At 57.4% G+C, this 24,045-nt stretch carries 21 protein-coding genes; 10 read left to right on the top strand and 11 right to left on the bottom strand.

The features are described 5' to 3' along the window. Window positions 1-48: 48 nt before the first annotated feature. Window positions 49-633: a GNAT family N-acetyltransferase gene (locus GVJ63_RS20015; protein WP_159227288.1), complete on the bottom strand. Its 585-nt coding sequence runs from the start codon at window positions 631-633 to the stop codon at window positions 49-51. Between the two features lie 260 nt (window positions 634-893). Between GVJ63_RS20015 and GVJ63_RS20010 the strand changes: the two genes are divergently transcribed. The 6 genes from GVJ63_RS20010 to GVJ63_RS19985 all read left to right on the top strand — a co-directional run bounded on the left by GVJ63_RS20010 (window position 894) and on the right by GVJ63_RS19985 (window position 7,819). Continuing rightward, window positions 894-1,463, top strand: a complete 570-nt coding sequence (locus GVJ63_RS20010; RefSeq protein WP_159227287.1) for a pyridoxamine 5'-phosphate oxidase family protein — start codon at window positions 894-896, stop codon at window positions 1,461-1,463. A 284-nt stretch (window positions 1,464-1,747) separates the two neighbouring features. Continuing rightward, on the top strand, window positions 1,748-3,226 hold the full coding sequence (locus tag GVJ63_RS20005; protein WP_159227286.1) for a YsnF/AvaK domain-containing protein: 1,479 nt from the start codon (window positions 1,748-1,750) through the stop codon (window positions 3,224-3,226). A gap of 232 nt (window positions 3,227-3,458) precedes the next feature. Continuing rightward, window positions 3,459-3,758, top strand: a complete 300-nt coding sequence (locus tag GVJ63_RS20000) for a type II toxin-antitoxin system HigB family toxin (RefSeq protein WP_159227285.1) — start codon at window positions 3,459-3,461, stop codon at window positions 3,756-3,758. Further along, window positions 3,758-4,141, top strand: coding sequence for a type II toxin-antitoxin system HigA family antitoxin (locus tag GVJ63_RS19995; protein WP_010256870.1), 384 nt, complete (start codon window positions 3,758-3,760; stop codon window positions 4,139-4,141). Before GVJ63_RS20000 ends, GVJ63_RS19995 begins: the two co-directional genes overlap by 1 nt. Before the next feature lie 726 nt (window positions 4,142-4,867). After that, a complete protein-coding gene (locus GVJ63_RS19990) occupies window positions 4,868-7,405 on the top strand; it encodes an excinuclease ABC subunit UvrA (protein WP_159227284.1) in 2,538 nt (845 codons plus the stop codon). Window positions 7,406-7,504: 99 nt separating this feature from the next. Then, window positions 7,505-7,819 (top strand): HigA family addiction module antitoxin, encoded by a 315-nt coding sequence (locus GVJ63_RS19985; protein ID WP_060678803.1) that lies wholly within the window; start codon window positions 7,505-7,507, stop codon window positions 7,817-7,819. 51 nt (window positions 7,820-7,870) lie between these two features. Here the strand turns inward: GVJ63_RS19985 and GVJ63_RS19980 are convergent, their stop codons facing one another. The 6 genes from GVJ63_RS19980 to budA form a co-directional block, all read right to left on the bottom strand. Next, entirely contained in the window at window positions 7,871-8,710 is an 840-nt protein-coding gene (locus tag GVJ63_RS19980; RefSeq protein WP_159227283.1) for an MBL fold metallo-hydrolase, read from the bottom strand. Between the two features lie 167 nt (window positions 8,711-8,877). Next, window positions 8,878-10,191 (bottom strand): CitMHS family transporter, encoded by a 1,314-nt coding sequence (locus GVJ63_RS19975; protein WP_031292261.1) that lies wholly within the window; start codon window positions 10,189-10,191, stop codon window positions 8,878-8,880. Window positions 10,192-10,532: 341 nt separating this feature from the next. Further along, complete coding sequence (locus GVJ63_RS19970; RefSeq protein WP_159227282.1) at window positions 10,533-11,984, bottom strand: flagellin; 1,452 nt, start codon at window positions 11,982-11,984, stop codon at window positions 10,533-10,535. Between the two features lie 205 nt (window positions 11,985-12,189). Beyond that, window positions 12,190-12,963 (bottom strand): (S)-acetoin forming diacetyl reductase, encoded by a 774-nt coding sequence (locus GVJ63_RS19965; RefSeq protein ID WP_050680277.1) that lies wholly within the window; start codon window positions 12,961-12,963, stop codon window positions 12,190-12,192. Window positions 12,964-12,984: 21 nt separating this feature from the next. Continuing rightward, on the bottom strand, window positions 12,985-14,664 hold the full coding sequence (gene alsS / locus GVJ63_RS19960; RefSeq protein WP_010256852.1) for an acetolactate synthase AlsS: 1,680 nt from the start codon (window positions 14,662-14,664) through the stop codon (window positions 12,985-12,987). Window positions 14,665-14,678: 14 nt separating this feature from the next. Further along, window positions 14,679-15,461 carry an acetolactate decarboxylase gene (gene budA / locus GVJ63_RS19955; protein ID WP_033774026.1) on the bottom strand — a complete coding sequence of 261 codons (783 nt, stop codon included), beginning with the start codon at window positions 15,459-15,461 and terminating at the stop codon, window positions 14,679-14,681. A gap of 104 nt (window positions 15,462-15,565) precedes the next feature. Here budA and GVJ63_RS19950 point away from each other — a divergent pair, with 104 nt between their 5' ends. Both GVJ63_RS19950 and GVJ63_RS19945 read left to right on the top strand, forming a co-directional pair. Beyond that, the gene (locus GVJ63_RS19950) at window positions 15,566-16,471 is read left to right on the top strand and encodes a LysR family transcriptional regulator (RefSeq protein WP_159227281.1); all 906 of its coding nucleotides are present in this window, start codon (window positions 15,566-15,568) and stop codon (window positions 16,469-16,471) included. Window positions 16,472-16,542: 71 nt separating this feature from the next. Then, window positions 16,543-16,788 carry a hypothetical protein gene (locus GVJ63_RS19945; protein WP_010256845.1) on the top strand — a complete coding sequence of 82 codons (246 nt, stop codon included), beginning with the start codon at window positions 16,543-16,545 and terminating at the stop codon, window positions 16,786-16,788. Window positions 16,789-16,838: 50 nt separating this feature from the next. Here the strand turns inward: GVJ63_RS19945 and GVJ63_RS19940 are convergent, their stop codons facing one another. The 4 genes from GVJ63_RS19940 to GVJ63_RS19925 form a co-directional block, all read right to left on the bottom strand. Next, window positions 16,839-19,883, bottom strand: coding sequence for an efflux RND transporter permease subunit (locus GVJ63_RS19940; RefSeq protein ID WP_159227280.1), 3,045 nt, complete (start codon window positions 19,881-19,883; stop codon window positions 16,839-16,841). Beyond that, window positions 19,880-21,013, bottom strand: a complete 1,134-nt coding sequence (locus tag GVJ63_RS19935; RefSeq protein ID WP_010256842.1) for an efflux RND transporter periplasmic adaptor subunit — start codon at window positions 21,011-21,013, stop codon at window positions 19,880-19,882. The genes GVJ63_RS19940 and GVJ63_RS19935 overlap by 4 nt, the downstream gene beginning before the upstream one ends. Window positions 21,014-21,106: 93 nt before the next feature. Next, on the bottom strand, window positions 21,107-22,276 hold the full coding sequence (locus tag GVJ63_RS19930; RefSeq protein ID WP_045139825.1) for a cell wall metabolism sensor histidine kinase WalK: 1,170 nt from the start codon (window positions 22,274-22,276) through the stop codon (window positions 21,107-21,109). Beyond that, on the bottom strand, window positions 22,273-22,971 hold the full coding sequence (locus tag GVJ63_RS19925; protein WP_159227279.1) for a response regulator: 699 nt from the start codon (window positions 22,969-22,971) through the stop codon (window positions 22,273-22,275). The genes GVJ63_RS19930 and GVJ63_RS19925 overlap by 4 nt, the downstream gene beginning before the upstream one ends. A 129-nt stretch (window positions 22,972-23,100) precedes the next feature. Here GVJ63_RS19925 and GVJ63_RS19920 point away from each other — a divergent pair, with 129 nt between their 5' ends. Beyond that, entirely contained in the window at window positions 23,101-23,886 is a 786-nt protein-coding gene (locus GVJ63_RS19920; protein WP_111534836.1) for a MipA/OmpV family protein, read from the top strand. Between the two features lie 8 nt (window positions 23,887-23,894). Continuing rightward, window positions 23,895-24,017, top strand: a complete 123-nt coding sequence (locus GVJ63_RS22505) for a hypothetical protein (protein WP_254920079.1) — start codon at window positions 23,895-23,897, stop codon at window positions 24,015-24,017. Window positions 24,018-24,045 lie beyond the last annotated feature (28 nt).

The raw sequence follows: 24,045 nt of genomic DNA, 5'->3' as shown, positions 1-24,045 counted from the left end.
GATTGTGGCGAGCGTAGCGGAGGATGCCCGACGCTGATAGTCTGCGCCTCAGGGTGAGTGTGCGGGCTGGTATTCCTGTTTCAGCAAGCCGAAGATCCAGTCATCCTGCCACTGGCCGTTGAGGAAGAAGTTCTGCCGCAACGTCCCCTCCTGCACAAAGCCCGCTGAAATCAGGGTCCGGCGTGAGGCCGCATTGCCTGCTGTCACCGTCGCGATCAGTTTGCGGTATTCCTGTTGCTCAAAGCAGAACGTGATAATGACATGCAGAGACTCGCTGCCGTAGCCTTTGCCCTGCGCATCTGCGGCCAGAATAAAGCCAAACTCCGCAATACCCTCTCCACGATCGATAAACCCGCAAAAGCCAGCCGGAGCACCGGATGTTTTTTCTCCGATAACCAGACAGAGCCAGTGCCTGCAGCCCTTGTACCAGGCGGGCAGGCGGACATCAAATGAGTGGGTTCTGATCTCTTCAGCGCTGCGCGGATCGCTGATGTACTGCATCACCGATCTATCCTGACTGACTGCCAGATAGAAGGGCCAGTCTTCCTGCCGAAGTGGCCGATAAGTCAGGCGCGGCGAGGTGACTTTCAGCGGTATTTCAGCCGGTACTTTAGCAGACTCTTCAGTTGTCATCGTGCAACTCCCTGCGGATCGGATCTCTGTGGCGATGGCGCAAAAATAACACAGAGTGGCTGACTGGCGGGACGCGCTTTTGCCGCTCTGCGAGGTATCCCGCAATCCCGACGCTATCTCAACAGCTCCTGCTCTCGTGCATTGTCCAGCTCCCGCTTGCCACATTTGCTCTTATCGCTGCGCTGTCAGGCCTTCTGCCCACTTCATTGCTACGCTTTTAGCCAGATGGCTGAAAATTGATCCTGATGAGAGTAATCCCCATGGAATTGAAAACGTTTGAAGCAGCAGCCTGGGCTGCGCTGCAGGAATCTGCGACCGATCTACAGGGCGGATTTCGTTATCTGATGCTCTGTACGGTCGATGCTCTGCTACAACCTCAGTCGCGCACCGTGGTTCTGCGCAAGTGTGCCGACGACCGCAGGATGCTGACATTTCATACGGATGTTCGCAGCCCGAAGTGGCAGGAGATGGCGGCGAATCCGCAGGTCACCGTGCTGGGATATTGCCATCAGCGTCGCCTGCAGTTACGGCTGGCAGGGCGGGTTGCGTGTTATGCGGCGGGAAGTGATGTTGCCCGGGCAGCCTGGCGTGCGTTACCGCAGCACACGCGGCAGACTTACACCGGCGGACCTCCGGGGGAAGCACGGGCAACGGCTGATGAGACGCCTGACGCGGCAGCAACGGAAACCGGGGAATCCTGCTTTGGCGTGGTGATTTTGCAGGCCAGTGTGCTGGACGCCTATCAGCTTCAGCGAAACGAAAATCAGCGCGCCCTGTTTCGCTATTCGGCTAATGGCGAACTGCAGGAAAGCGAATGGCTTAACCCCTGACCCGATATGCCTGATTCACTTCGGGTCGGGTTAACGCCTGATTGATCCTCTTTCCGCACGCGATAAAAGAGATTTCACTGTCTGCCGCTTCGTTAGCTGTTTTTTATCTGCCGCACCGCTTAATCGATTTTAGCACCACGTTATCTTCATATAATGGCGTTTTTCTGCTTTTTCCTATCTTTTGTCATTGTTTGTGCCAGGCTTTAACTAACCGAAAAGCAGTGACTTATGCTCAAGGTAAAGAAAAGTACAAATGATCGCTCTGTATTACAGGCAGGTTAAACATGAACAATCAACCTCCTGAAAAACCAGGGTCAGAGGGTAGCGACCAGGTGCTAAGCCTGGCGGAGGAAACCGTTGAGGTCTCGAAACAGCGGGTCATCGACGGTCATGTCAGGGTTACCCGACAGGTCACTGAGCATCAGCAGAAGATTGCGCTGATGCTCCGGCACCAGACGGCGGAAATAGAACGCATTCCTAAATCGGAACGGCTGGCTGAGATGCCGGAGATCCGTGAAGAAAATGGCGTTCTGATCATTCCTGTCGTTGAAGAGGAAATCGAGATCGTTCGTCATCTGGTGCTGAAAGAGGAGTGGCATATCCGCAAAGTTGTCAGTGAGGAAGCGACAGAACAGGTTGTTTCCCTGCGCAAACAGCACGCTCACCTGACCCGAACACCCTATTCAGAGCCGTCCGAATCCATCACCGAGGAACACAACATGGCGCGTGAAACAATCGTAACAATGTTCAGCAATATCTCACTGGCAGAGGGTGCAAAGCGTAACCTGATCAAGGCCGGGTTCCTGGATGATGACATTGATATCATCTCCGGTGATCGTTTGCGTACCGAAGGTCAGGAGGCCCGTCGCCCTGGCTTCTGGCAACGCCTGTTCGGCAATACGCTGGAGGAGGATCAGGCCGAAGTGTATGAAGACGCGATGCGAACCGGCGGAGTAGTGCTGTCGCTGCGGGCCGATGAAGATGAGTTACCTCGCGCCCTGGGCATCCTTGATGCACATGAAGAACTTACCGAGCGCAGTGCGGCGCTGCCCGATGATTACGCGCCCGGTTACGCGACCAGTGATGGTCTGACTGCACCTGCCAGTGGAACGCTTCAGGATAATGCCGCCGTCGATCCGCTCTCTACCGATCCTGCCCATCGTGGCGCTGCCCGTACTGCCCTGACCGGTGACGAAAGTGACGAGGATGTACTGCGTCTGGCCGAGGAGCGACTGGAAGTGGGTAAACGTCTGGTCAGTGAAGGTTCAACCCGCGTTCGTCGCTACACTGTCACCGATCAGGTCTCAGAAAATGTCTCGCTGCATGAGCAGCACGCCGCAATCTTCCGTCGTCCGGTGAATGAATCAGGTTCACCCACCCATGTTGACTGGTCTGAAAAAACTGTCGAAGTGGAAGAGACGCATGAGCAGCCCGTGATTAATAAGACCGCGGAGATCATTGAAGAGGTGGTGTTACGCAAAGAGACAAGCGATCGGGTTGAAACTATCAACGATTCGGTACGCCGTCAGGAAGTGGATATTGACCATGCCAGTACAGATCCTCTCGGCGCAGATCGGCTGACCGGGAATCGTACTGTGGCCGATCCGTTGCTTGAAAGCACGCGTCAGGCCCGCGCTGACCACGACACCCGTCCGGTAACGCCAGGCAGCGAGCCAGCGCATAAAGAGGGTTTCGCGGAAAAGGCCGGTGATAAAATCGCGGAAGCGAAAGAGAAAGTCGAAGACAAGTTTAAAAAGCCGTAATGCCGGATCGGTGATTGTCGCCTTCTATGCCTGAAAACCCGTCGCAGACGGGTTTTTTTGCGTTAAGGATGCTTAAAAATTATTAGCGTCATCCAGCGCGAACCTGGCAATATCTCTGATTCATCACTGTTTACCCAGACTACTTACCTGAAAAAAAAGATGCGCCTTAAATCTTGAAGTCCCACTATGGGACTGTTAAGTTAGTCCCATAGTGGGATCACAGGGAAAATCAGTGCGAATTATATCGATCGCGTCTCTCAAACGATTCTGGGAGGCTCATAATCAGGCGGAGCAGCCGTTAAGAGCATGGGTTGATGAAGTCAGTAAGGCTCAGTGGAAAACACCACAGGACATCAAGGATAAGTACAGAACGGCAGATTTCCTGAGCAACAATCGGGTGGTGTTTGATATTAAAGGCAATCATTACCGTCTGATCGTTGCAGTGGCTTACAGGTTTCAGGCAGTCTACATAAAGTTTGTAGGTACGCACGCTGAATACGACAAGATAAACGCAAATACGGTGGAAATGTGATGAGTTATAAAATCAAACCGATTCACTGTGAAGCAGATTATGAAGCCGCTCTGGCCGCCGTATCTCCCCTGTTCGACAACGAGCCAGAACCGGGAAGTGAAGCCGGGGACTTTCTGGACGTCATGATCCTGCTTATTGAAAAATACGAGCAGGAACATTATCCGATTGAGGCACCCGATCCGGTAGAAGCGATTAAATTCCGCATGGAGCAGATGGGGCTGACAGCAAAAGACCTAGTGCCGGCGATTGGACGCCCGAACCGCGTCTATGAGGTATTGAATCATAAGCGTGCGCTGACGCTGCCAATGATCCGCAACCTGCATGAAATGTTCAATATACCGCTTGCATCACTTGTAGGCGCAGCCGAATCCAAAAGGATATGAGTCCAGTAATTGAAGCCCGCCATGTGCGTAATGCCAGTCAGTTAAGCGACAGGTGATAACGCAGTCTGGTGCCGCTCAGGGGCTGGCGGTCCTCGCGCCGCTGCGCGGTTCCTTCACTTCATTCGCCTGCCTGACGGACCGTCGGGGATGGCACATCCTGTGCCGCCCCGCCTTTCGCCCGCGTCCTGCGGGCTCTCCTGGCAGACTCATTCTGTTCAGCGCTGCGGATTGCCTGCTCCTGATCGCCACCGGCCTGCTCTGAAGCTTCTGGTGCGTACTGTTAAAAAGGGCACGAGAGTGGAGGCCTGAGGCCTCTGCTGCTGAAAGGGCTATCCACAGCGCTGAGGCGTATGTGCGGGCTTTTTTATTCCTGCTGTGCAGTATTGAATCCTGGCTCAGCCAGGTCCGTGACGGCATCAGCCACAACACCCCAGTCCGGCAAGTCCTGAACGGTGTCCCGTGGCGTCAGTGTGCCTTTGCCTGAGTTTGCTCCAGGGTTTTCTTAAGAGATAAGAAGGCTTCCTGTACAAGCTGGTTACCAGTCTGTGCTGCCACGAAGCGATGAACCCCCCTCGCGTTGTGCAGACCGCGATCCCTGACTACCCTTGCTGTTGTTTCTATCCCCAAACGGGCCGGATAGCCTGAACGCCGGATTAGCATCTGCAATTTTTAGTCATTAACGGCAGGCGATCGTGAATCTGCCGTGCATTATCAATCAGGGAAATCATGACAGAACAACGCAACGCCGATCATTACCGCGCTGATGAGCACATTGATCCTTATATCTCGGTACAGGGTGCAAGAACACATAATCTCAAAGATGTTTCGCTGCGATTTCCCCGCAACGCCATGGTGGTGTTCACCGGGGTTTCAGGCTCCGGTAAATCGTCCCTCGCCTTTGATACCCTCTATGCGGAAGCCCAGCGCCGGTTTATCGAGTCGGTGTCGCCACATGCCCGTCGTCTGATCGATCAGGCTGCTGCGCCGGATGTGGATAATATTGACGGACTTCCACCCGCGGTGGCGCTTCAGCAGAGCCGGGCTGGCGCGCAGGAGCGTTCAACGGTGGGCAGCCTCACCCGAATTTCTGTCACGCTGCGTCTGCTGTTTTCCCGTGCGGGCGTAAGGCCTGAAAGCGTTCCCTTTATGACCGCCGATTTTTTCTCGCCTAACAATCCTGAAGGTGCCTGTCCGCATTGCCAGGGACTGGGAAGAGTGCACACCGTTAAAACCGAGTCGATGGTGCCGGATAGCTCACTGAGCATCCGCCAGGGGGCTATCGCTTCCTGGCCCAGAGGCTGGCATAACAAAAATCTGCGCAGCATCCTTGAGACGCTCGGCTACGATGTCGATGCGCCCTGGAATACGCTTTCAGCCCGCGACCAGCAGTGGATACTGCTGACTGACGAACAGCCATCGGTGCCGATTTTTGTCGGTCTGAATGCTGAGCAGCGCGAAAACGCGCTGGCGGCGGGCGAAGAGCCGGCTTATACCGGCACGTACACCAGTGCAGCAAAAATCGTGCTGCAGAGTTATTCGGGTGGCAGCGAGACGACGAAGAAACGGCTGGCGCGCTTTGTGACGGTCACTCCCTGTTCTGAATGCCACGGTAAAAGGCTAAACCGGGATGCGCTATCCGTGACCTTTGCCGGGCATGACATTGCCAGCCTGAGTGAGCTGTCGGTCTCTGAGCTCGCTGAACTGCTGAAGCCTTATGCGCGTGGCGCATCACCGGACCTGCCGGCAGAGGCGGCACTGCGTGAGGCGGTCATCCGGATGGCGTCGGATATCTGTATGCGGCTTGAGCAGCTGGAAACGCTGGGTCTGGGTCATCTGGCGCCGGGACGCCGCACCACCGTACTCTCATCCGGCGAGCTGCAGCGCGTACGTCTGGCCACCCAGCTGATATCGCGGCTGTTTGGCGTGCTTTATGTGCTGGATGAGCCGTCAGCCGGGCTGCATCCCGATGATGTCAAATCGCTGCTCGCATCGCTGAAGAACCTGGTGCGTGCCGGTAATTCGCTGGTGGTCGTCGAACATAATATTGACCTCATCGCCGAAGCAGACTGGCTTATCGAGGTCGGCCCCGGTCCGGGAACGCATGGCGGCGAGATCGTCTATAACGGCGAACCAGCAGGACTTGAAGAAGTCAGTGCGTCACCCACCTCGGCCTATCTTTTCTCACGAAGCTATACCGGGCTGCGCCAGCGCCGGCCCGCAGAGGGCTGGCTCTGCTTTGAACAGGTCTATTGCAACAATATTGCCGGAGTGGATATCGCCATCCCTCTGGGGAGAATGACGGCCGTCACCGGCGTGTCCGGCTCCGGAAAATCGACGTTGCTGAATCGCGTGCTTCCGGAAATGCTCGGACGTTTTGACAAAACGCCTGACATCGAGGAGGGTGAGGAAGAGGATCTGGTGCCGGACGTTAAGGGTCAGGTTGTCAGCGGAAGTGACGCCATCGGCCGGTTGGTCAGAATCGATCAGCGTCCTATCGGCCGGACACCACGCTCAAATCTGGCCACTTACACCGGATTTTTCGATATCGTCCGCAGGCTGTTTGCAGACACCGACGCGGCGAAAGCCAAAGGCTTCAGCGCCAGCCGGTTTTCCTTCAATCTGCCAGCCGGACGCTGTCCTGCCTGTGAAGGGCAGGGACAGATTTCGATTGAGCTGCTCTTCATGCCGAGCGCTACCGCAACCTGTTCCGTCTGCGCGGGAAGCCGTTATAACCCCGAAACGCTGGAGGTGAAATGGAACAACCTGACGATAGCGGATGTGCTTGATCTGACCGTGGACGACGCCACTAAGGTGTTTCATGGGCATGACGGGATCCAGCGTTCGCTGAAGGCACTGACGTCGCTGGGGCTGGGATATCTGACGCTGGGTCAGCCCGCCACTGAACTCTCTGGCGGCGAGTGCCAGCGTATCAAGCTTGCCTGGGAGCTGCAGCGGGTCCAGCGTACGCCCACGCTTTATCTGCTTGATGAACCTTCAACAGGATTGCACCCGTCTGACATGGATAAGCTGCTGGTAGTGCTGGATGAACTGGTGAAGCGTGGTCACACCGTGATCATGGCGGAACACAACATGCGCATAGTGGCAGAGGCGGACTGGGTGATTGATCTGGGTCCCGGCTCGGGTCTTAAAGGAGGAAGGGTTGTCTCCTCCGGCTCACCGGAAGAGGTCAGCGCATCTGAAGAGAGTCTGACTGCAACCTGGCTTTCCGCGCAGCTGAAAAAGAGGGCGGGCGATCCGGAGTAAGCGGGCGGTAGAGATATCTTCCGCTGAAGGTGATGTAGTCTGAGGGCTCATGGGCTGGCTTCAAAGCCCGTCAAATCTCAACCTTGAGGATTATCACTGATGGCAATGTTTAATCCGCCACACCCTGGTGGCCTGATAGCGGAATATCTCGAAAATAACGACATCAGCCTGCGCAGTCTGGCTAAACAGCTGGGCGTTTCCGCAGCTTCGCTTAGCAAAGTGGCTAGCGGTAAAGCCTCCGTCAGCCCGGAAATGGCTGTACGGCTGGAGGCGGGCCTGGGTATTGTGGCACGGCTCTGGTTATCCATGCAGGCCGCATGTGATCTTCATAAGGCGCGAGAAACTACAGATGTTTCCGGCGTTCCTCTGCATCCAGGGATCGTAGCATCATTATTGCGGGACGAGACGGTATAGTTCTCGCCCCGAAGCGGCTTTCTTCATCGCCAAAACTAACCTTTTATCTCATCAGCGCAGCGGCGCATTAACCTGTAATGCATCCAGCTCACGGGCATCATGACTGCAAAAAAAGGTGATTTCGCCGCCGCGCTGGCAGGAGAGCTCACGCAGTCGCTGCTGATTGTGTCGTCTGGCCACGTTATCCATGCCCATCATCCACTGGTAAAAGCGCAGTCCCGGCGTGCAGTGTCGCGTCTGCTGCCGCATTTCGCCGCGGTAAAACCAGGCATCGCCGCCGTGCAGCAGCCAGCCATCGGGTTGCTGAATCGCGATACCCGCGTGACCCGGCGTATGGCCCGCCAGCGGAACTAACAAGATCTCCGGCGGTAAGTCACGCAGGCGATTAACCGCCTCAAAACCAAACCACTTTTCTCCCTGCGGCTGATAGGTTTCCCAGTTGCTGATCCCACCCCATTGTCCGGGCCGGTAACGTTCCCGTGACAGCCAGCTATGGCGCTGATGCGCGGTATCAACCTCCTGCTGCAACAGATGGATTCGCGCCTGCGGAAAATCGGTTAGTCCGCCAGCATGATCGAAGTCGAGATGGGTCAGAATAATATGCCGCACATCCTCAGCCCGGAAACCCAGTGACGTAACCTGTGACAGTGCGGTGAGATTATCGCGGCGCTGAATATTGTTTAATGCACGGAAAAAGCCGGACAGGCGGCTGCCGGGCGTATGGATATCCTGGCGACCAAAGCCGGTATCCACCAGCACCAGCCCGTCGCGATCCGTCTCAATCAACAGACAGTGACAGACCAGATGTGCTTTCAGGCCTTTACTGAATCCATCATAGAACGCGCCGCCCAGCGGACACATACAGCCACAGTTAAGGTGGTGAATTTTCATCGGGCCTCCATAGGGGCAATGGGGATATCTCTGAGAGGCTACGGCCTGTCCGGCGCGTAGCACATCAGCCTGGCTATAGAGTGTAGAGAGGGATGACGCAGTAGGCGGAGCGGTGAAGCGGATAACCGGGAAAAATTGCCGGTTATCCGCCATAAAGCAGAGGATTATCAGGTGTGGAACAGCGGGAAAGCACCGGTCAGCAGACCGCCCGCCATCAGCACCAGACTGACCAGAATCCCCCACTTAATTGCAAAGCGCTGGTGGTCGCCGATGTCGACTTTCGCCAGACCCACCAGCAGGTAGACTGACGGCACCAGCGGACTCAGCAGGTGGAATGGCTGGCCGACAATAGAAGCGCGGGCAATCTCTTCTGCGGTAATGCCGTAGCTGGCCGCCGTCTGGGCGATAACCGGCAGAATGCCGAAGTAAAAGGCATCATTCGACATAAAGAAGGTAAACGGCAGACTGACCAACGCGGTGAACACCGCCAGGAAAGGGCCGAAGCTGGGCGGGATCACAGCCAGCAGACTCTTCGCCATGGCGTCAACCATGCCGGTGCCGGAGAGGATGCCGGTGAAAATACCGGCGGCAAAAATTAATGCGGTCACCGCCAGCACGTTACCGGCATGGGAGCTGATGCGGGCTTTCTGCTCCTCCAGCGTGGGATAGTTGAGCATCACCGCAATCGCAAACGCCAGCATAAACAGGATCTGAATCGGCATTAAACCAATCACCAGCAGCACCAGCAGCACGGTGGTCAGGATGAAGTTAGGCCAGAACATTTTCGGACGGCGATTGGCTGCGCACTCTTCGGCATCGCCCAGCCCCAGCTCAATGTTGTCGAGATGGTGATCTTTCATGGTCATCACGCCAAGACGCTTACGCTCACGCAGGCCAAACAGCACCGCCATTGCCACCAGGCTGGCACAGGCCAGCAGCATGGCTGGCAGCATCGGAATAAAGATATCGAGGGCGTCAATGCGCAGTGCCGCCGCGGCACGGGCTGTCGGGCCACCCCAAGGGGAGAGGTTCATGATGCCGCTGGCAAGGTTCACCAGGCAGGTCATCATCAGCACGTTCATGCCCAGCCGGTGATAGAGCGGCAGGAATGCGGCAATGGCAATCATGTAAGTGGTAGAGCTGTCACCATCCAGAGAAACCAGCAGCGTTAGTACCGCCGTTCCGACCAGCACTTTCAGGGGGTCACCGCGCACCATCCGAAGAATAAAGCGCACCAGTGGGTCAAACAATCCGGCATCGATCATCAGACCGAAATAGAGAATGGAGAAGGTCAGCATCACGCCGGTAGGGGCCAGCTTTTTGACGCCGTCCAGCATCATGGCACCCAGACCTGCGTAAAAACCGCCAATCAGCGCAAATATGGTTGGTATCAGGATCAGCGCAATCAAGGCTGACATGCGTTTGGTCATGATCAGATACATGAAGCAAACAACCATGGAAAAACCCAGTATCGTCAGCAAATTAACAGCCCTCGCAATGGCGGAAAAGTAATGAAAAAGTTACATATCGACAGGAAAATTCAGGTAATTACTTAGCGTGGTAATGATTAACCTGTTGTTTTAATTAACCCTGCATTCAAAGATGATAATAAATAGTTGTCAGTATTTAGCATTTCTTTAACAAAGAAGGGTGATCATGATCATCTTTAAACGGTTCTTAAACGAGATTGTGTGACTGAGATCAAAGGGTGTCGAAGTGTAACCGGGGTTTCGGGCCAGCTGGGGGCTGAATCAGGCGGGTAGTGGAGTGGTGGAGAAATAGGGTAACCGGCTGAGCCTTGATGCTCAGCCGGTTAACGTTATTAGCTGCCTAACAGCTGAATAATCATCTCAGGGGTTTTATTCGCCATTTTGCTGACGGCCGTCTGACCCTGCTGAATAATCTGGCTGCGTGCCAGCTGGCTTGCTTCTTCAGCATAGTCCGCATCCTGTATGCGGCTGCGAGCCGCTGAGGTATCCACGCCCTGCTGCGATAACACATTACGGTTCGATTCGTAACGGTTGATCTTTGCGCCATAGGTCGACTGATAACCGCTGATCTTCTCGAGCGCGCTATCCAGTGCTTTCATGGTGGTTGAGATATCGCCCTCTGTAAGCAGCGTTGTGTTGTTCAGCCCCAGCGTTTTGGTATCCGATGGCGTTGCCGGAATAGTATCCGACTGGATCGGCTGACCATAATCGGCGCTGGTGACCACCTCCATAGGTTCGCTCTTCTTCGGCGGCGTCGCAGGCACACCTTTGGGTTCCGGCAGATTTCCCCAGGTCAGATTACCGGTGAAGGAGCCATTGCCCACCACCACCACAATCAAATCCTCGCTGACGGTATCCAGCGTGATGCGCTCAAGCCGGTTACTGGTGATGGTGCCGTTGTTGAAATCGCCGCTGGCGACATCCTCATAGCGATCGCCGTCACCGCTGTAAGTGATGTTCATGCCGTTGTAGGTGCTGCTGTTACTGCCTGCCAGCATCCAGCTCGGGCCGCCCTCCAGCAACTGCGAGCTGTCATAAGCCGCACCGCTGGCAAATCCGTTACTGCTGGTCAGCAGGCGACTATCCGCGGTAGCCGCATTAGTGATGCTTTTGCTGGCCCAGGTGTAATCAGGCGCACTGCCGTCCAGCGGTGTACCGACCAGGTGCTTACCGTCGCGGGTAAAGAGCTGGAGATCGTCATCCATACCCAGCGAGTCGATGGTAATGCTTATCGCCGTCGAGCCTGCCGGGATATAGGCCAGCGGGATCACGCCAGAGGTAAAGGAGTAATTCTTGCCGGGCACCGGAAACTTCGTGTTGATAGGGTCAACGTTACCCAGTTTTGCAGGGGGAAGATCGGGATTATTCGTCGCCAGTGGATAGCGGCCAAAAATCTCGGTGTGGTCTGCCACTTCATTGATGCCTGCCATAATCTGCTGATACTGGCCGTTGATGCTCTGTCGATCGGCGTCCGACAGCGTGCCGTTGGCTGCCTGGACCGACAGGGTGCGCGCCTGGATCAGCAGATCGACGATACTGCCAAGGCCGCCACTGGCGGTCTGGGAATAGCTGATGGCGTCATTGAGGCCACGCGCTACCACCGCATCGGCGTTGATATTGGCCGTCATGCGGTTGGCAATCGCCTGACCTGCCGCGTCATCTTTGGCACTGTTAATTCTCATCCCTGATGATAACCGTTCAACCGTTCGTCCCAGAACAGAGTCAGTGCTGTACCGCGTTTTGTTCGTAATCGCGGCGGTTTCGTTATGGTTGATCGTTAACATGATCGCTTCGAACAGGGAGAGGAGTCTCTGTTTTATCGGCAGGGTGATAAGCAGCTTTAATCTCTGTGGCGACAAAAAGGCAGGAAATACGGGGGCAGACGGTCAAGAGGCTGATGGTTAACCGCTTTTCAGATAAAAAAAATTAACGGTTCAACCCGGTCAGGAAAAACGCCTGCCACGCGATGACGCAGCAGGCGAACGAAGATCAGTTAAACACCATGCCGCCATCAATCAACAGCGACTGACCGGTCATGTAATCGGAGTCAGGACTGGCCAGGTAGGCGACGCAGGCAGCCACATCTTCCGGTTCAGAAAGACGTCCCAGCGTAATGCGTTTCGCAAATTCCTCGGTGCCGTAGCCGGCGGGCTTGCCGGCTGCTTCAGAGATCTGGCGGTCGATCTCTTCCCACATCGGTGTTCTGACAATGCCAGGGCAGAAGGCGTTAACCGTGATGCCGGCAGGTGCCAGATCGCGCGCAGCGGTCTGCGTCAGGCCGCGCACGGCAAACTTACTGGAGCTGTAAACTGCCAGCTCCGGATTACCGACATGACCCGCCTGAGAACAGGCGTTGATGATTTTGCCGCCGTGACCTTCTGCAGCAAACGCTTTAATCGCGGCCTGCATGCCCCAGATCACTCCTTTGACATTGACGTTGTAGACCTTGTCGACCACCGCTTCGGTGATCTCAGCAATCGGCGTGGAGGGCGCAATACCGGCATTATTGACGATGACGTCAAAGCCGCCCAGCGTGCGGCGCGCCTCTTCTACCGCTTCTATCACCTGATCACGTTGCGAGACATCGACTTTCAGCGCAATCGCTTTGCCACCCTGCTGGTTGATCTTCTCCGCGACCTGGCGTGCGGTCTCCTGATTAAAATCGGCTACTGCAACCGCCAGTCCATCTTTCGCCAGACGCAGGGCGATCGCTTCACCAATGCCCTGGCCTGCGCCGGTCACAAATGCCACTCTGTTTTTCATCATGATTTCCTTTTTGAGAAATTAAAGAAGCTGGCTCAGATGCAGCTGACCCATCAGCAGCGGGTTGTCGGTGTAATCGACCGGCACCGCGACCACGGCGGGCCCCTGAACATCCATCGCTTTACGCAGCGTCGGCTCCAGCTCTGCCGCACTGGTCACCGCAAAGCCCGCTGCCCCAAACGCTTCGGCATAGGCTTTGAAATCGACCGGCCCAAAATTGACGCCCGAGACGCGGTGATATTTTTTCTCTTCCTGCATCGCCACCATGTTGTAGGCGTTATCGACCCAGACGATGTGCAGAATGTTGGCTTTTAAGCGGACGGCAGTTTCCAGTTCCATGCTGGATTGCAGGAAGCCGCCATCGCCGGAAACTGAAACCACTTTGCGCTGCGGCTCGACCAGCCAGGCACCAATCGCCCACGGCAGGGCCACACCCATCGTCTGCTGACCGTTGGAGATCATGATCTGACGGGCGCGGAAGCTGTAGAGGTAGCGGGCGATCCAGATGTGGAAGCTGCCCATATCGACGGTAAGGCTGACGTCACTGTTAATGATGTCCTGCATGGCGCGCACAATGCGCAGCGGATGCAGAGCAAACTGATTGAGGCTGGCACCCTGCATCGCCAGCAATTTGCGCTGCTGCTGACGATCCTCAAGGATGGTGGCGGCTTCCGGGGTCAGCTGGAGTGGGGCAGTGATGCGCGCGGCGAGTTTACGCACCGTGGCGGCGATATCACCCACCAGTTCTGCGTCCGGCAGATAGCGGTTGTCGGTCTCAGCGGGTATTACGTCGATATGAATCAGTGTGGCGTTACCGCTGTTCCACATCGCCGGTTCATATTCCACCGGGCTGTAGCCGATGGTGACGATCAGGTCAGCCTGTTGCAGCAGCCTGTCGCCCGCCTGGTTGTTAAACAGCCCGACGCGCCCGGCGAAGCGTGAGAAGTGATCCTGTCTGACCGCTCCTGCTGCCTGATAGGTGCTGGTAACCGGAATGTGACTGCGTGTCAGCAGCTCATGAATCGCTTCGCTGTTCTCTGTCTGGCTCGCCATTAATCCCAGCAGGATGACCGGATTTTTAGCCCCGGCGATGGCTTCGCTGACGGCGTCGATCATTGAGTCAGGTGCGGCGCCCAGTACAGGGCGGCCTTTGCTGCTCAACGCTTTGCCGGTAACCGGCTGATCGACAATATCCTGTGGCAGGCTGATAAAGGCACCGCCGCCCCGGCCATGTTCGGCGTGGCGAAACGCATTCGACAGGCATTCAGAAAGTGCAGCGGGGTCGGTGACCTCAACCGCATATTTAGTGATTGGGCGAAACATTGAAACCGTGTCCATGCTCTGATGAACCTGCTTGGCGCTGTCGGAGCGCTTCACCTGACCGCCGATAGCCACCACCGGATCGCCTTCGCTGGTGGCGGTGGCCATGCCGGTGATCAGGTTGGAGCAGCCCGGCCCGGAGGTGACCAGCGCCACGCCCGCATTGCCGGTAAGGCGGCCCACTGCGGCGGCCATAAATGCAGCGTTAGCTTCGTGGCGAACCGGGATGGTCTGGATGGAGGAATCCAGCAGTGAGTCGAAGACTTTATCAATTTTTGCGCCAGGAATGCCAAAGACGTGGCGGACGCCCTGTGCCTCAAGTTGCGCCACCACCAGGTCAGCGCCACAGGTCCAGAGTGTGGTATCGGTTGGAGTTTTCATCGTCATTCCTCTGATTAGCTTTCTACCGCACGAATCGCGGCGTCAAGATTGGCGGGGTTCAGGTCGGCATTGAGAAAATCGCTGTCCTGCGGCAAATCCACGACCAGCTTGCTGATGGCACCAAAGGTCAGCGTGCCCTGTTCCAGCGCATAATCGAGAATGTGGCCGCCGCCTTCGCGGTCGTCGGTAATAAAATGTTCGTGATAGCCCGCAACGTTAATGCCCTGCATATATTGCGGTGTACGGAATCCGATCAGTTCGCCCGCGCGCTGGCTGAAGGCAAAGGTCGGCTGATCGCCCAGCACTTCCGGCATTGAGCGATAGGGACGACACTGGCATGGCACGGTGCGGGTCTCGACGCGACTGAAACGACCGCTGATGCGCAGCGCGCAGAACTGGTTATCGGAGGTGATTTCGTTGTCGATCACCTGATGGATCGCCTCACGCGACATCGGCCGGTCAAATTCATACATATGCTGCGGTTTAAAAAAGGTCATCACGGCGAACGGAGTTTTCTGCGCCGGATCGGCCGGGTGCGCGCTGCCGTCGGCGTGCAGCTGATAGACCTTGCTGTCAAACGCGATCATCTCGCCATCCAGCCGGTTAAAGGTACCCAGGCCGAAATCCCCTTTACGCAGCAGGTCGGCAATACGGACATTGCCGTCGTAAACGCCGCTCAGCAGCGCACTCATTAAAGAGGTCTGATAGATAACGCTTTCTGGTGCATCCTGTGAAAGCGTCAGGACAGTATGTTTTAGTTGATCCTCACAGGAACAATCAGTTACACAATTGCTCATTTGATGCCTCATCGATTAACCGTTAAGCCGTGTTAACCTAATGGTGAACCGATTCAGTCGGTGGGTCCAATAGCGAAACCTGTTAACTTTGAGACGTTTTTGATATGGAACTTCGCCACCTGCGTTATTTTGTTGCCGTAGCCGAGACGCTTCACTTCACTCGTGCCGCCGAGATACTGGGCATATCGCAGCCGCCGCTGAGTCAGCAGATACTGCGGCTGGAGCAGGAAATTGGCACACCGTTGCTGAAGCGCCTGACGCGCGGAGTGGAACTCACCGAAGCGGGCGAAGCGTTTCTGGCGGATGCCCGGCAGATTGTGCAACTGGCCGATCAGGCGCTGGAGAACGCACGCGGTATTGCGCGCGGGATCAGTGGTCAGCTGTCGCTGGGCTTTGCCAGCTCGGTGGCGTTTAATCCACGCATCTTCACCCTGATCCGCCAGTTTAAAGAACGTTATCCGGCGATGGAGCTGCTGACCCGCGAAGAGAATATGTCTTTGCTGATGCAGGATTTACAGGAGGGATTACTGGATGCCGCTTTTATCCGGCTGCCGTGTGAAAGCAGCAAGGCGTTTAATCTGCGTGTCATCTCCACCGAAAAGATGCTGATTGCGCTGCCGCGCTGCCATCCCCTCAGCGGCACACCCACCGTGGCACTATCCGCGCTGGCGGAAGAAACCCTGGTGATCTTCCCGCGCGACGTCTCGCCCAGCCTGTATGAGTTGATTGTCACTGCCTGTCTGCGGGCGGGCTTTTCGCGCCACACTTTTCAGCAGGCTCCGCAGATCACTACGTCGCTGGGCATGGTGGCGGCGGGCTGCGGGATTGCGCTGGTGCCGGAGTCGATGCGCTGCGTCGATAACCCCGGGGTCAGCTTCTGCGATATCGAGAACAACACGCTATTTACCGATGTTGCCTTTGCCTGGCGTCGGCTTCACCCGTCAAAAGCAGTACTGCACCTGCTGGCGCTGCTGGCAGAACAGCCTGCCGCACCAGGCGAAGCGGGTTGATAAGCGCCAGCTATTGAACTGAAAACAATAACCAACTGGCGGCCAGGGACCGGGATGCCAATAATCGGTGCATGACTACATACCGCGTAAGAGTCGGGTTTCACAACCCGTCAGCCCTGACATTCAGGCAACTGGATGAAATTCTGGAGCCGCAGCGATTCTGGAGAACAGATTCGGCGGGCGGCCAGTTCCGCTATTTCATGGAGTATGAGTACCAGTCTGACGTGCGCGATCTCTGCTCGGTCTGCTCGCTGGCCTACAGTCAGGCCTGCAAAGTCAGAAAGTGCCCGCTGATTCTGGTCGAGGTGATGAACTGATCCTTTCCGGCGATCCCGCCGTTCTCAGCACGGGATCGCCGGGTGTTGTTTTAACGTGAGCCGCGCTGCATCAACAGACTTAACGCGGCGGGCAGCACCGTGAGCGTTACCAGCGTACCGCTGATCAGACCGCCAATAATCGCGAGTGCCATGGGCCCCCAGAAAACCTGATGGGCGATGGGGATCATGCCGAGTATTGCCGCACAGGCGGTCAGCAGAATGGGACGTGCACGGTGATGGGCAGCCTGCCGGATTGCCTCACCCGCGGACAGTCCGGCCCGGCTATTCGCATCGACTTCACTGATCATGATTACCGCGTTGCGGATGATGATCCCCGCCAGGGCAATAATCCCCAGCAGCGCCACGAACCCCAGCGGTGTGACAGCCGGCAGCATTGCGGATACGATGCCGGGCAGGCCAAACGGTGCCATGCTCAGTGCCAGCAGCATGCCGGAGAAACGTTGCAGCTGAATCATCAGCAAGACCAGCATGACGCAGATCGTCACCGGCAGCAGAGCAAACACTGAACCGTTGCCTTTATCCGATTCGGCTGCCACGCCACCTTCTTCAATACCGTATCCGGCCGGCAGCGAGGCGCGCAGGGCGGCGACGGCTGGTGCGAGCTGCTGCGAGACCTGTTCAGCCCGCTGACCGGGCGCAATATCGGTCTGTACGGTGATGTAAGCCAGCCGCTGACGTCGCCATATTACCGGGTCATCCACTCCCCAGTTCAGGGTTGCTACCTGTCGCAATGGGATTTTCTGTCCGCTGGCATTGGTGATCATCAATCCTGCCAGTGTGTCAGTGTCCTGCCGCTCCGGGTCATTGCTGCGCAGCACGACGTCGATCAGACGGTTACGATCGCGCAGGGTGGTCACCACGCTGCCGGACATCAGAGTATTCAGTGCGGTGGCTATCGTCTCGGAAGAGAGTCCGGCTGCGCGGGCTGCGGTCTGGTTCACCGCCAGCGTCATGACCCGTTCTGGCTCTCCGGCGGTAAGATTGACCTCGCGAGTCAGCGGTGAGCGGGCGATCAGCGCCGCCAGCCGATCGGCCGCCTGCCGCACCCTGGCATTATCCGGGCCGGTGATGCGATATTTCAGCGGCCAGCCGACCGGTGGCCCCAGCTCCAGCGGCGATACCCGGGTAGTGATATCACTGAAATCCACCGCCAGCTTCTGCTCCAGCCTGCTGCGCAGCCGATCGCGTGCCGCCAGATCTTTCGCCACCACCACCAGCTGCGCGATGTTTTCATTATCCAGCAGCACATCCATCGGCAGATAAAAGCGTATCGCGCCCGAGCCAACGTAGCTGGTGTAGTTCGCCACATCCCGATCGTTGCGCAGCATCTGTTCCAGTTGTGCGGTTCGGCGGGTGGTTTCAGCCTGGGCTGCACTGGCGGGAAGCGTCAGGCTGACCAGCAGCTCGGGGCGATCCGACGCAGGGAAAAATTCACCCTGCATAAAAGTGGTGGCGTAAAGGCTGACCAGCAGCACCGCCATCGCTGTGCCAATCGTCACCAGCCGGTGACGCAGAATCACCTCCAGTAGCCGGTGATAGCTGCGCGTCAGCACGCCCGGCGGCTTATCGGCCTTGATGTGCCTGGCCGACAGCAGCCAGCAGCCGGTGAGCGGAGAGAAGATGACCGCGACGACCCACGAGCAGAGCAGCGCCAGGGTAATCACCACAAACAATGAGTAGCAATACTCTCCGGCACTGGAGGCGGCGAACCCGACCGGAATGAACCCGGCGATCATTACCAGCGTACCGGTCAGCATCGGAAAGGCGGTGGTTTTAAACGCATAGGTGGCGGCCTGCCACTTGCTGTCGCCCGCTTCCAGTCGCGCCACCATTGCCTCGACGGTGATCATGGCATCATCCACCAGCAGCCCCAGCGCGATGATTAGTGCGCCAAGCGAGATGCGCTGGAGTCCGATGCCTGCCATTAACATGCCGGTAAAGGTCATTGCCAGTACCAGCGGGATCGCCGCCGCAACGACCAGACCGGCACGCAGTCCCAGTGAGACAAAGGAGACGGCTAACACGATGACGACCGCTTCGCCCAGTATCCGGACGAAGCCGCTGACCGCGTTTTTCACCACGGAAGACTGGTCGGCCACGCGGGTCATAGTAATACCGTGCGGTAACTGACTGGCCAGCATCTGCATGCGCTGACTGAGCTGCTGACCGAAATCGAGCATGTTGCCGCTGCCGGCCATGGAGATCGCCAGCCCGATAGCCGGAACGCCGTTAACCCGAAACGTCGGGACTGGTGGTTCGGCAGGTTGCAGGCTGATGGTGGCCAGATCGGTCAGCGGAATAAAACGCTCACCGATATGCAGGGTAATCGCCCGCAGATTTTCAACCGAAGTCAGGGTGCCGCTGACCCGCAGCGCAATATTCTCGCGGTCGGTACGCAGGCTGCCCGCCGGGACGACATCGTTCTGAGCTTTAATGGCGTCGCTGACCTGCTGTAAATCGAGCCCCATGCCGTTCAGCTTGCGCGGCGAAAAGGCGATAACCACCTGCTGCTCCTGTACACCTAACAGGCTGGTTTTACCGATGTCGGGCAGACTGGCCAGATTGCGACGCAGGTTATCGACCCGATCGCGTAGCTCTCTGGCGGTAAAACCCTCCGCCGTGAAGCCATAAATGGTGCCGAAGGTGTCATCAAATTCGTCGTTAACGGCCGGACCCTGCACGCCCTGCGGCAGTGAAGGGGCAACATCCTGCATCTTTTTACGCAGCTGGTACCAGATGCCGGCCACCTGAGAGGGCGGCGTGTCATCGCGCAGGTTGACATAGATGACGGTTTGTCCGGCGCGGGTTTCGCTCTCAACCGCATCCAGCGACGGGATCTCCTGCACTTTCTGTTCCAGTACGTCAGTGAGCAGTTGCACCGTGGTGTTCACATCAGCGCCTGGCCATTGGGCTGATATTACGGCGGTTTTGATAGTAAACGCCGGGTCTTCATTGCGTGACAGATGTTCATAGCTCAGCACACCCGCCGCCATGACCAGCAGCATGAAAAAGATCACCAGTTGCTGATGCGCCAGCGCCCAGCCGGAGAGGTTAAAGCCAGACGTTTTTTTCATGGAGCCTCCTGCGAAAGCGCCACTTTTTCGCCAGGTTGCAGGGTGCTGACTCCGGCGGTGACGACGCGCTCTCCCGGCTTGATCCCGGCAGTGACGAAGATTTGCTGCGCGTTAAAGCGGGCCAGCACTACCGGACGAAGCTGCAGGCGTGACGCCGCATCAACGACCAGCAGCGCGGGTTTGTCTGCGGAGCGGGTCAGGGCGCTGGCGGGCAGGGCGATGACCGGCGGCTGCGCATCGGGAAGGGTGACAATGACCGTGGCACCGGGTGCCATCGCCTCAGGCGGCTGATTCAGTGAGATGCGCAGCCGCCATGTGCGGGTCTGCGGATCGGCCTGCGGGCTGATGTCACGCACTGTGCCACTGGCCTGCACGCCGGGATCGGCGAGCAGCGTCACTTTCAGCGGTGTCCGATCATCAGGATGCAGCAGCGCAGGCGTTGTCAGGTCAAACACCGCATCGCGTGCATCCCCTGCTGCCAGCGTCATCACATTTTGTCCGGCGCTGACCACCTGACCTGGCTGAACCGTGATGGCGGTGATCCGGCCTGCTGCAGGCGCAGTCAGCTGAGTCCAGCTGAGGTTATCCTGGGCATTTTTCAGAGCCGCTTCGCTGCTGAGACGGCGGGACTGTGCGCTCTGCCAGTCCGCCTGGGCGCTGTCCAGCTGGCTGCGGGCGATGGCCCCTCCGGGCATCAGCAGCCGCATCCGATGCAGGTTAAGCGCGGCGACCCGTTCGGCGGCGCGTGCGCTGTCGAGATCGGCCCGTGCGCTGCTTAGCTGATTGCGTGACTGATCATTTTCCAGCGCTGCCAGCGATTGCCCGGCGCTGACGCGATCGCCCAGCTCAACCGCACGGCTCACCACCCGGCCATCCAGTCTGAAGGCTAGCGCGACCTCTTCATGAGCGCGGATTTCGCCAGTCAGCACCAGCGATGCATCACTGCTGAGCGGTGGAGCAATCACCGATTTAACCGGGCGGAGCGGGGCGGCAGGCGGAGCAGAACTATTGTCCCGGCAACCGGTCATGATGAATACCCCGAGCAGCACGAAGATGATCGGCGCAAAGATGTGAATACCGAAGAGATGACGCCACACCTGGCGGGCAGCATCCGATAAGAAGTCTGTCATAACCGGGTTCCTTTAATGAGTTGTGCTCATTGAACCCGGCATGTGTCCAGAAACGTTCCATGAACCATCAAGAAATGGTCAAGCCAGAACAATTTATCTCGTCGGCAGCGTTATCCCGATCAGCAGACCGCCGTCGGCGGGCAGTGTGGCGTGAAGCGACCCGCCGTGCGCCTCGACAATCGCTTTGGCAATCGACAGTCCCAGACCGCTGCCGCCGGAGTGGCGGGCGCGTGAGGAGTCAGCGCGGGTAAAGCGGTCAAACAATTGCGGCAGGAAGTCCGGCTCCACACCCTGACCATAATCGCGGAAGGTCATTATGATCGCCTGATCGTTCTGGCTGGCCGTGATCAGCAACGCGCCACCGTCGGCAGCGTAGCGCATTGCATTCTCACAGATGATGGTCACTACCTGGCCCAGCCGGAAGGTATCGGCATACAGCCGCAGATCGTTGGGTGATGTCACGCTGATGGCAATCCCCGCCTGTTCTGCCTGCGGCAGAAGCCAGCCGGAGCGCTCGCGCAGTAACTCGCTGAGATTAAACCACTCGCGGTTCAGGGTAAGCTGCCCGGCATCCGCCAGCGACAAGAGATGCAGTTCGTCTGTCAGGCGACTGAGCTGCGTCAGTTGCTTCATGATCATTGCCAGCTGTTGCGGTTCGGCAGGAAAGACGCCATCCAGAATCCCCTGCAGGCGGCCCATCGCCGCCGTAAGTGGCGAGCGAAGCTCATGCGCCATCGCCACATGCGAGGTGCGCAGCTCACGCTCGTAACGCGCCAGCTGCTGCGTCATCTGATTAAAATCTTCAGTAAAACGTACCAGCTCCTGTGGGGCTTCTTTTACGATTACCGCCGATCGGCCAAATTCGCCTTTTGAAACCGCTCGCGCCGCGGTAGCCAGCTGGCTGAACTGCGCCGACAGCGGACGGGCGAAACGCAGCGCCATCAGCACCATAAACGGAATCGTTACCACGACCAGCACGATCACGGTAAGCCAGTCCGACGAGGCCAGCGACGGATCGGAGAAGTTGATGCCCCACCACTGGTCCATAATCTGATGAAAGCGTGCCGGATCGCTGGCAGGGTGGTGGCGCAACCGGGTGAACTCCTCCAGCAGCGCGGGCGGCATCCGGTAATAGACCCAGTACGCCTGCACTGCGAAGCGCAGCCACATACAGATGGCGATGAGTACCACGCTGCCAATCGCCAGAAACAGCACCCGGATGCAGATCCAGCGCCACAATGAAGTATGCGTATCGTTCTTCATGGCTGTCTGAACCGGTAACCGACGCTGCGCACTGCCGGTAAGACATCAGAGATGCCCGCGGCTTCCAGTTTGCGACGCAGGTTATAGACGTGGGTATCGACCACCCGCTCAAGCGCATCGCTTTCCGGCAGACAGTGCTCCAGCAGAAACAGGCGGGTAAACGGACGCGTCGGAGCGCGCATCAGGGTGACCAACAGGGAAAATTCGGTCGGTGTCAGATCGAGGCGGCGCGGTGAAGCACTGTCGCTATCGACCACTGCGGTGAGCGCCACCGTGTCCACCACTAAACCCGCCCAGCGCAGGGTTTCTGCAGCGGGTACCTGACTCTGCTGGCTACGGCGCAGTACTGCCTGAACGCGCGCCACCACTTCGCCCGGATGATAGGGTTTGACCACGTAGTCATCCGCGCCATAGCGCAGTGCGCCGATGCGGTCCGGCGCATCACCCATCGCGGTTACCATGATCACCGGGGTATCGTCACGACGTCGCAGCGCTGCCAGCACTTCAGTGCCGTTCATGCCGGGCAGCATGATATCCAGCAGGATCAGATCGGGCTGCCAGCGTCTGGCGGCATCCAGCCCGCCTGGCCCATCACCGGCAATCATGACCTCATAATTTTCACGTTTCAGGTAGGCCTCAAGTACGCCCGCCGCATCAGCATCATCTTCAATAATCAGTACACGTCTTGACTGCATTTTCGGATCACCTTGACTGTTTCTTCATAAATCCCTGGTCGTTAATTGACACTCGCCTCGCATACTCCGGCCATTGACGCGGCTCTGAACCCCTCAGCTCCGCACCTGATGTGATAATGAGGAAACGTGATGATAACCGGAAAAATAACGCTGCACATGGTCTGTTTTTCGCTGGGATTCAGTGCCGCGACTGCCATGGCTGATGAGACTACGCCGCCGCCAAGCGTCACGCTGGGCATTGCAGGTATCAATGCACCACGCTATAGCGGCGCCGATAAGCAGCACTGGCAGCTGATGCCGGTGATCCAGGCACGCGACGGGGCCTTCTTTTTAGACTCACAGAAAGGCATTGGCTATGACCTGCAGGCAGATAATGGACTGTATCTGGAACATACGCTGGGCTACGGGCTGGGCCGTTCTGACCAGAATTCATCCTGGCGAGATGGGGATGACCGGCTCAGAGGCATGGGGAACATCGACGCAACGATGAACACCGCGCTGGCGCTGGGATGGTCGGTAACGCCGTGGCTGGTGCTGGAGGGCAAAGCGACGCTGCCATTAAGTGATAGTCAGGGTGTGCAGTACCGGACTTCCGTAACCCTGATCCCCTGGCAGACCAGTGACGATACCGTGGCACTGCAGGTGGCGGGACTGTTTGGCGACGGGCGTTATATGAATACCTGGTATGGCGTTAACCGCAAGCAAAGTGCGCGCAGCGGATTTGAACGGTACGACGCCGCGGGTGGATTTTATGGCACCGATACCAGCCTGACCTGGAGCCATCAGTTCACGCCTGCCTGGGCTGCCAGTGTGATCGGTGACTACAGCTGGCTGGATAAGCATGCTTCAGATAGCCCCATCGTTGCACGGCACAACGGCGCATCGGCCACCCTGGCATTGAGCTACACCTTCTGAATGGCACCATGAAGAAAAGTGAGATGCGCAGCCACCGCCTTTTGCTTGCGGCACTGATTCTGTTGTATGTCGTGGTCTATACCCTGACAGGCGTGGCGCTTAGCCTGTTGGATGCGCCGGGACGGGGATAGGGAGCGAGCGGTATAAACAGCGTGATCG

Source organism: Pantoea sp. 18059 (assembly GCF_902706165.1).
In the GTDB taxonomy this organism is placed as follows: Bacteria; Pseudomonadota; Gammaproteobacteria; order Enterobacterales; family Enterobacteriaceae; genus Pantoea; species Pantoea agglomerans.
This window is presented reverse-complemented; position numbering and strand designations above follow the sequence as displayed.

What these genes read in the sequence shown, in the direction of transcription:
- alsS (WP_010256852.1), bottom strand. Translation starts at nt 14,664, where the DNA reads ATGAAAACTCCAACCGATACCACACTCTGGACCTGTGGCGCTGACCTG.
- GVJ63_RS19940 (WP_159227280.1), bottom strand. Translation starts at nt 19,883, where the DNA reads ATGAAAAAAACGTCTGGCTTTAACCTCTCCGGCTGGGCGCTGGCGCAT.
- GVJ63_RS19970 (WP_159227282.1), bottom strand. Translation starts at nt 11,984, where the DNA reads ATGTTAACGATCAACCATAACGAAACCGCCGCGATTACGAACAAAACG.
- GVJ63_RS19985 (WP_060678803.1), top strand. Translation starts at nt 7,505, where the DNA reads ATGGCAATGTTTAATCCGCCACACCCTGGTGGCCTGATAGCGGAATAT.
- GVJ63_RS19945 (WP_010256845.1), top strand. Translation starts at nt 16,543, where the DNA reads ATGACTACATACCGCGTAAGAGTCGGGTTTCACAACCCGTCAGCCCTG.
- GVJ63_RS19965 (WP_050680277.1), bottom strand. Translation starts at nt 12,963, where the DNA reads ATGAAAAACAGAGTGGCATTTGTGACCGGCGCAGGCCAGGGCATTGGT.
- GVJ63_RS19935 (WP_010256842.1), bottom strand. Translation starts at nt 21,013, where the DNA reads ATGACAGACTTCTTATCGGATGCTGCCCGCCAGGTGTGGCGTCATCTC.
- GVJ63_RS20010 (WP_159227287.1), top strand. Translation starts at nt 894, where the DNA reads ATGGAATTGAAAACGTTTGAAGCAGCAGCCTGGGCTGCGCTGCAGGAA.
- GVJ63_RS19925 (WP_159227279.1), bottom strand. Translation starts at nt 22,971, where the DNA reads ATGCAGTCAAGACGTGTACTGATTATTGAAGATGATGCTGATGCGGCG.
- GVJ63_RS19920 (WP_111534836.1), top strand. Translation starts at nt 23,101, where the DNA reads ATGATAACCGGAAAAATAACGCTGCACATGGTCTGTTTTTCGCTGGGA.
- GVJ63_RS19990 (WP_159227284.1), top strand. Translation starts at nt 4,868, where the DNA reads ATGACAGAACAACGCAACGCCGATCATTACCGCGCTGATGAGCACATT.
- GVJ63_RS20005 (WP_159227286.1), top strand. Translation starts at nt 1,748, where the DNA reads ATGAACAATCAACCTCCTGAAAAACCAGGGTCAGAGGGTAGCGACCAG.
- GVJ63_RS19995 (WP_010256870.1), top strand. Translation starts at nt 3,758, where the DNA reads ATGAGTTATAAAATCAAACCGATTCACTGTGAAGCAGATTATGAAGCC.
- GVJ63_RS19980 (WP_159227283.1), bottom strand. Translation starts at nt 8,710, where the DNA reads ATGAAAATTCACCACCTTAACTGTGGCTGTATGTGTCCGCTGGGCGGC.
- GVJ63_RS19950 (WP_159227281.1), top strand. Translation starts at nt 15,566, where the DNA reads ATGGAACTTCGCCACCTGCGTTATTTTGTTGCCGTAGCCGAGACGCTT.
- GVJ63_RS19930 (WP_045139825.1), bottom strand. Translation starts at nt 22,276, where the DNA reads ATGAAGAACGATACGCATACTTCATTGTGGCGCTGGATCTGCATCCGG.
- GVJ63_RS20015 (WP_159227288.1), bottom strand. Translation starts at nt 633, where the DNA reads ATGACAACTGAAGAGTCTGCTAAAGTACCGGCTGAAATACCGCTGAAA.
- GVJ63_RS22505 (WP_254920079.1), top strand. Translation starts at nt 23,895, where the DNA reads ATGAAGAAAAGTGAGATGCGCAGCCACCGCCTTTTGCTTGCGGCACTG.
- budA (WP_033774026.1), bottom strand. Translation starts at nt 15,461, where the DNA reads ATGAGCAATTGTGTAACTGATTGTTCCTGTGAGGATCAACTAAAACAT.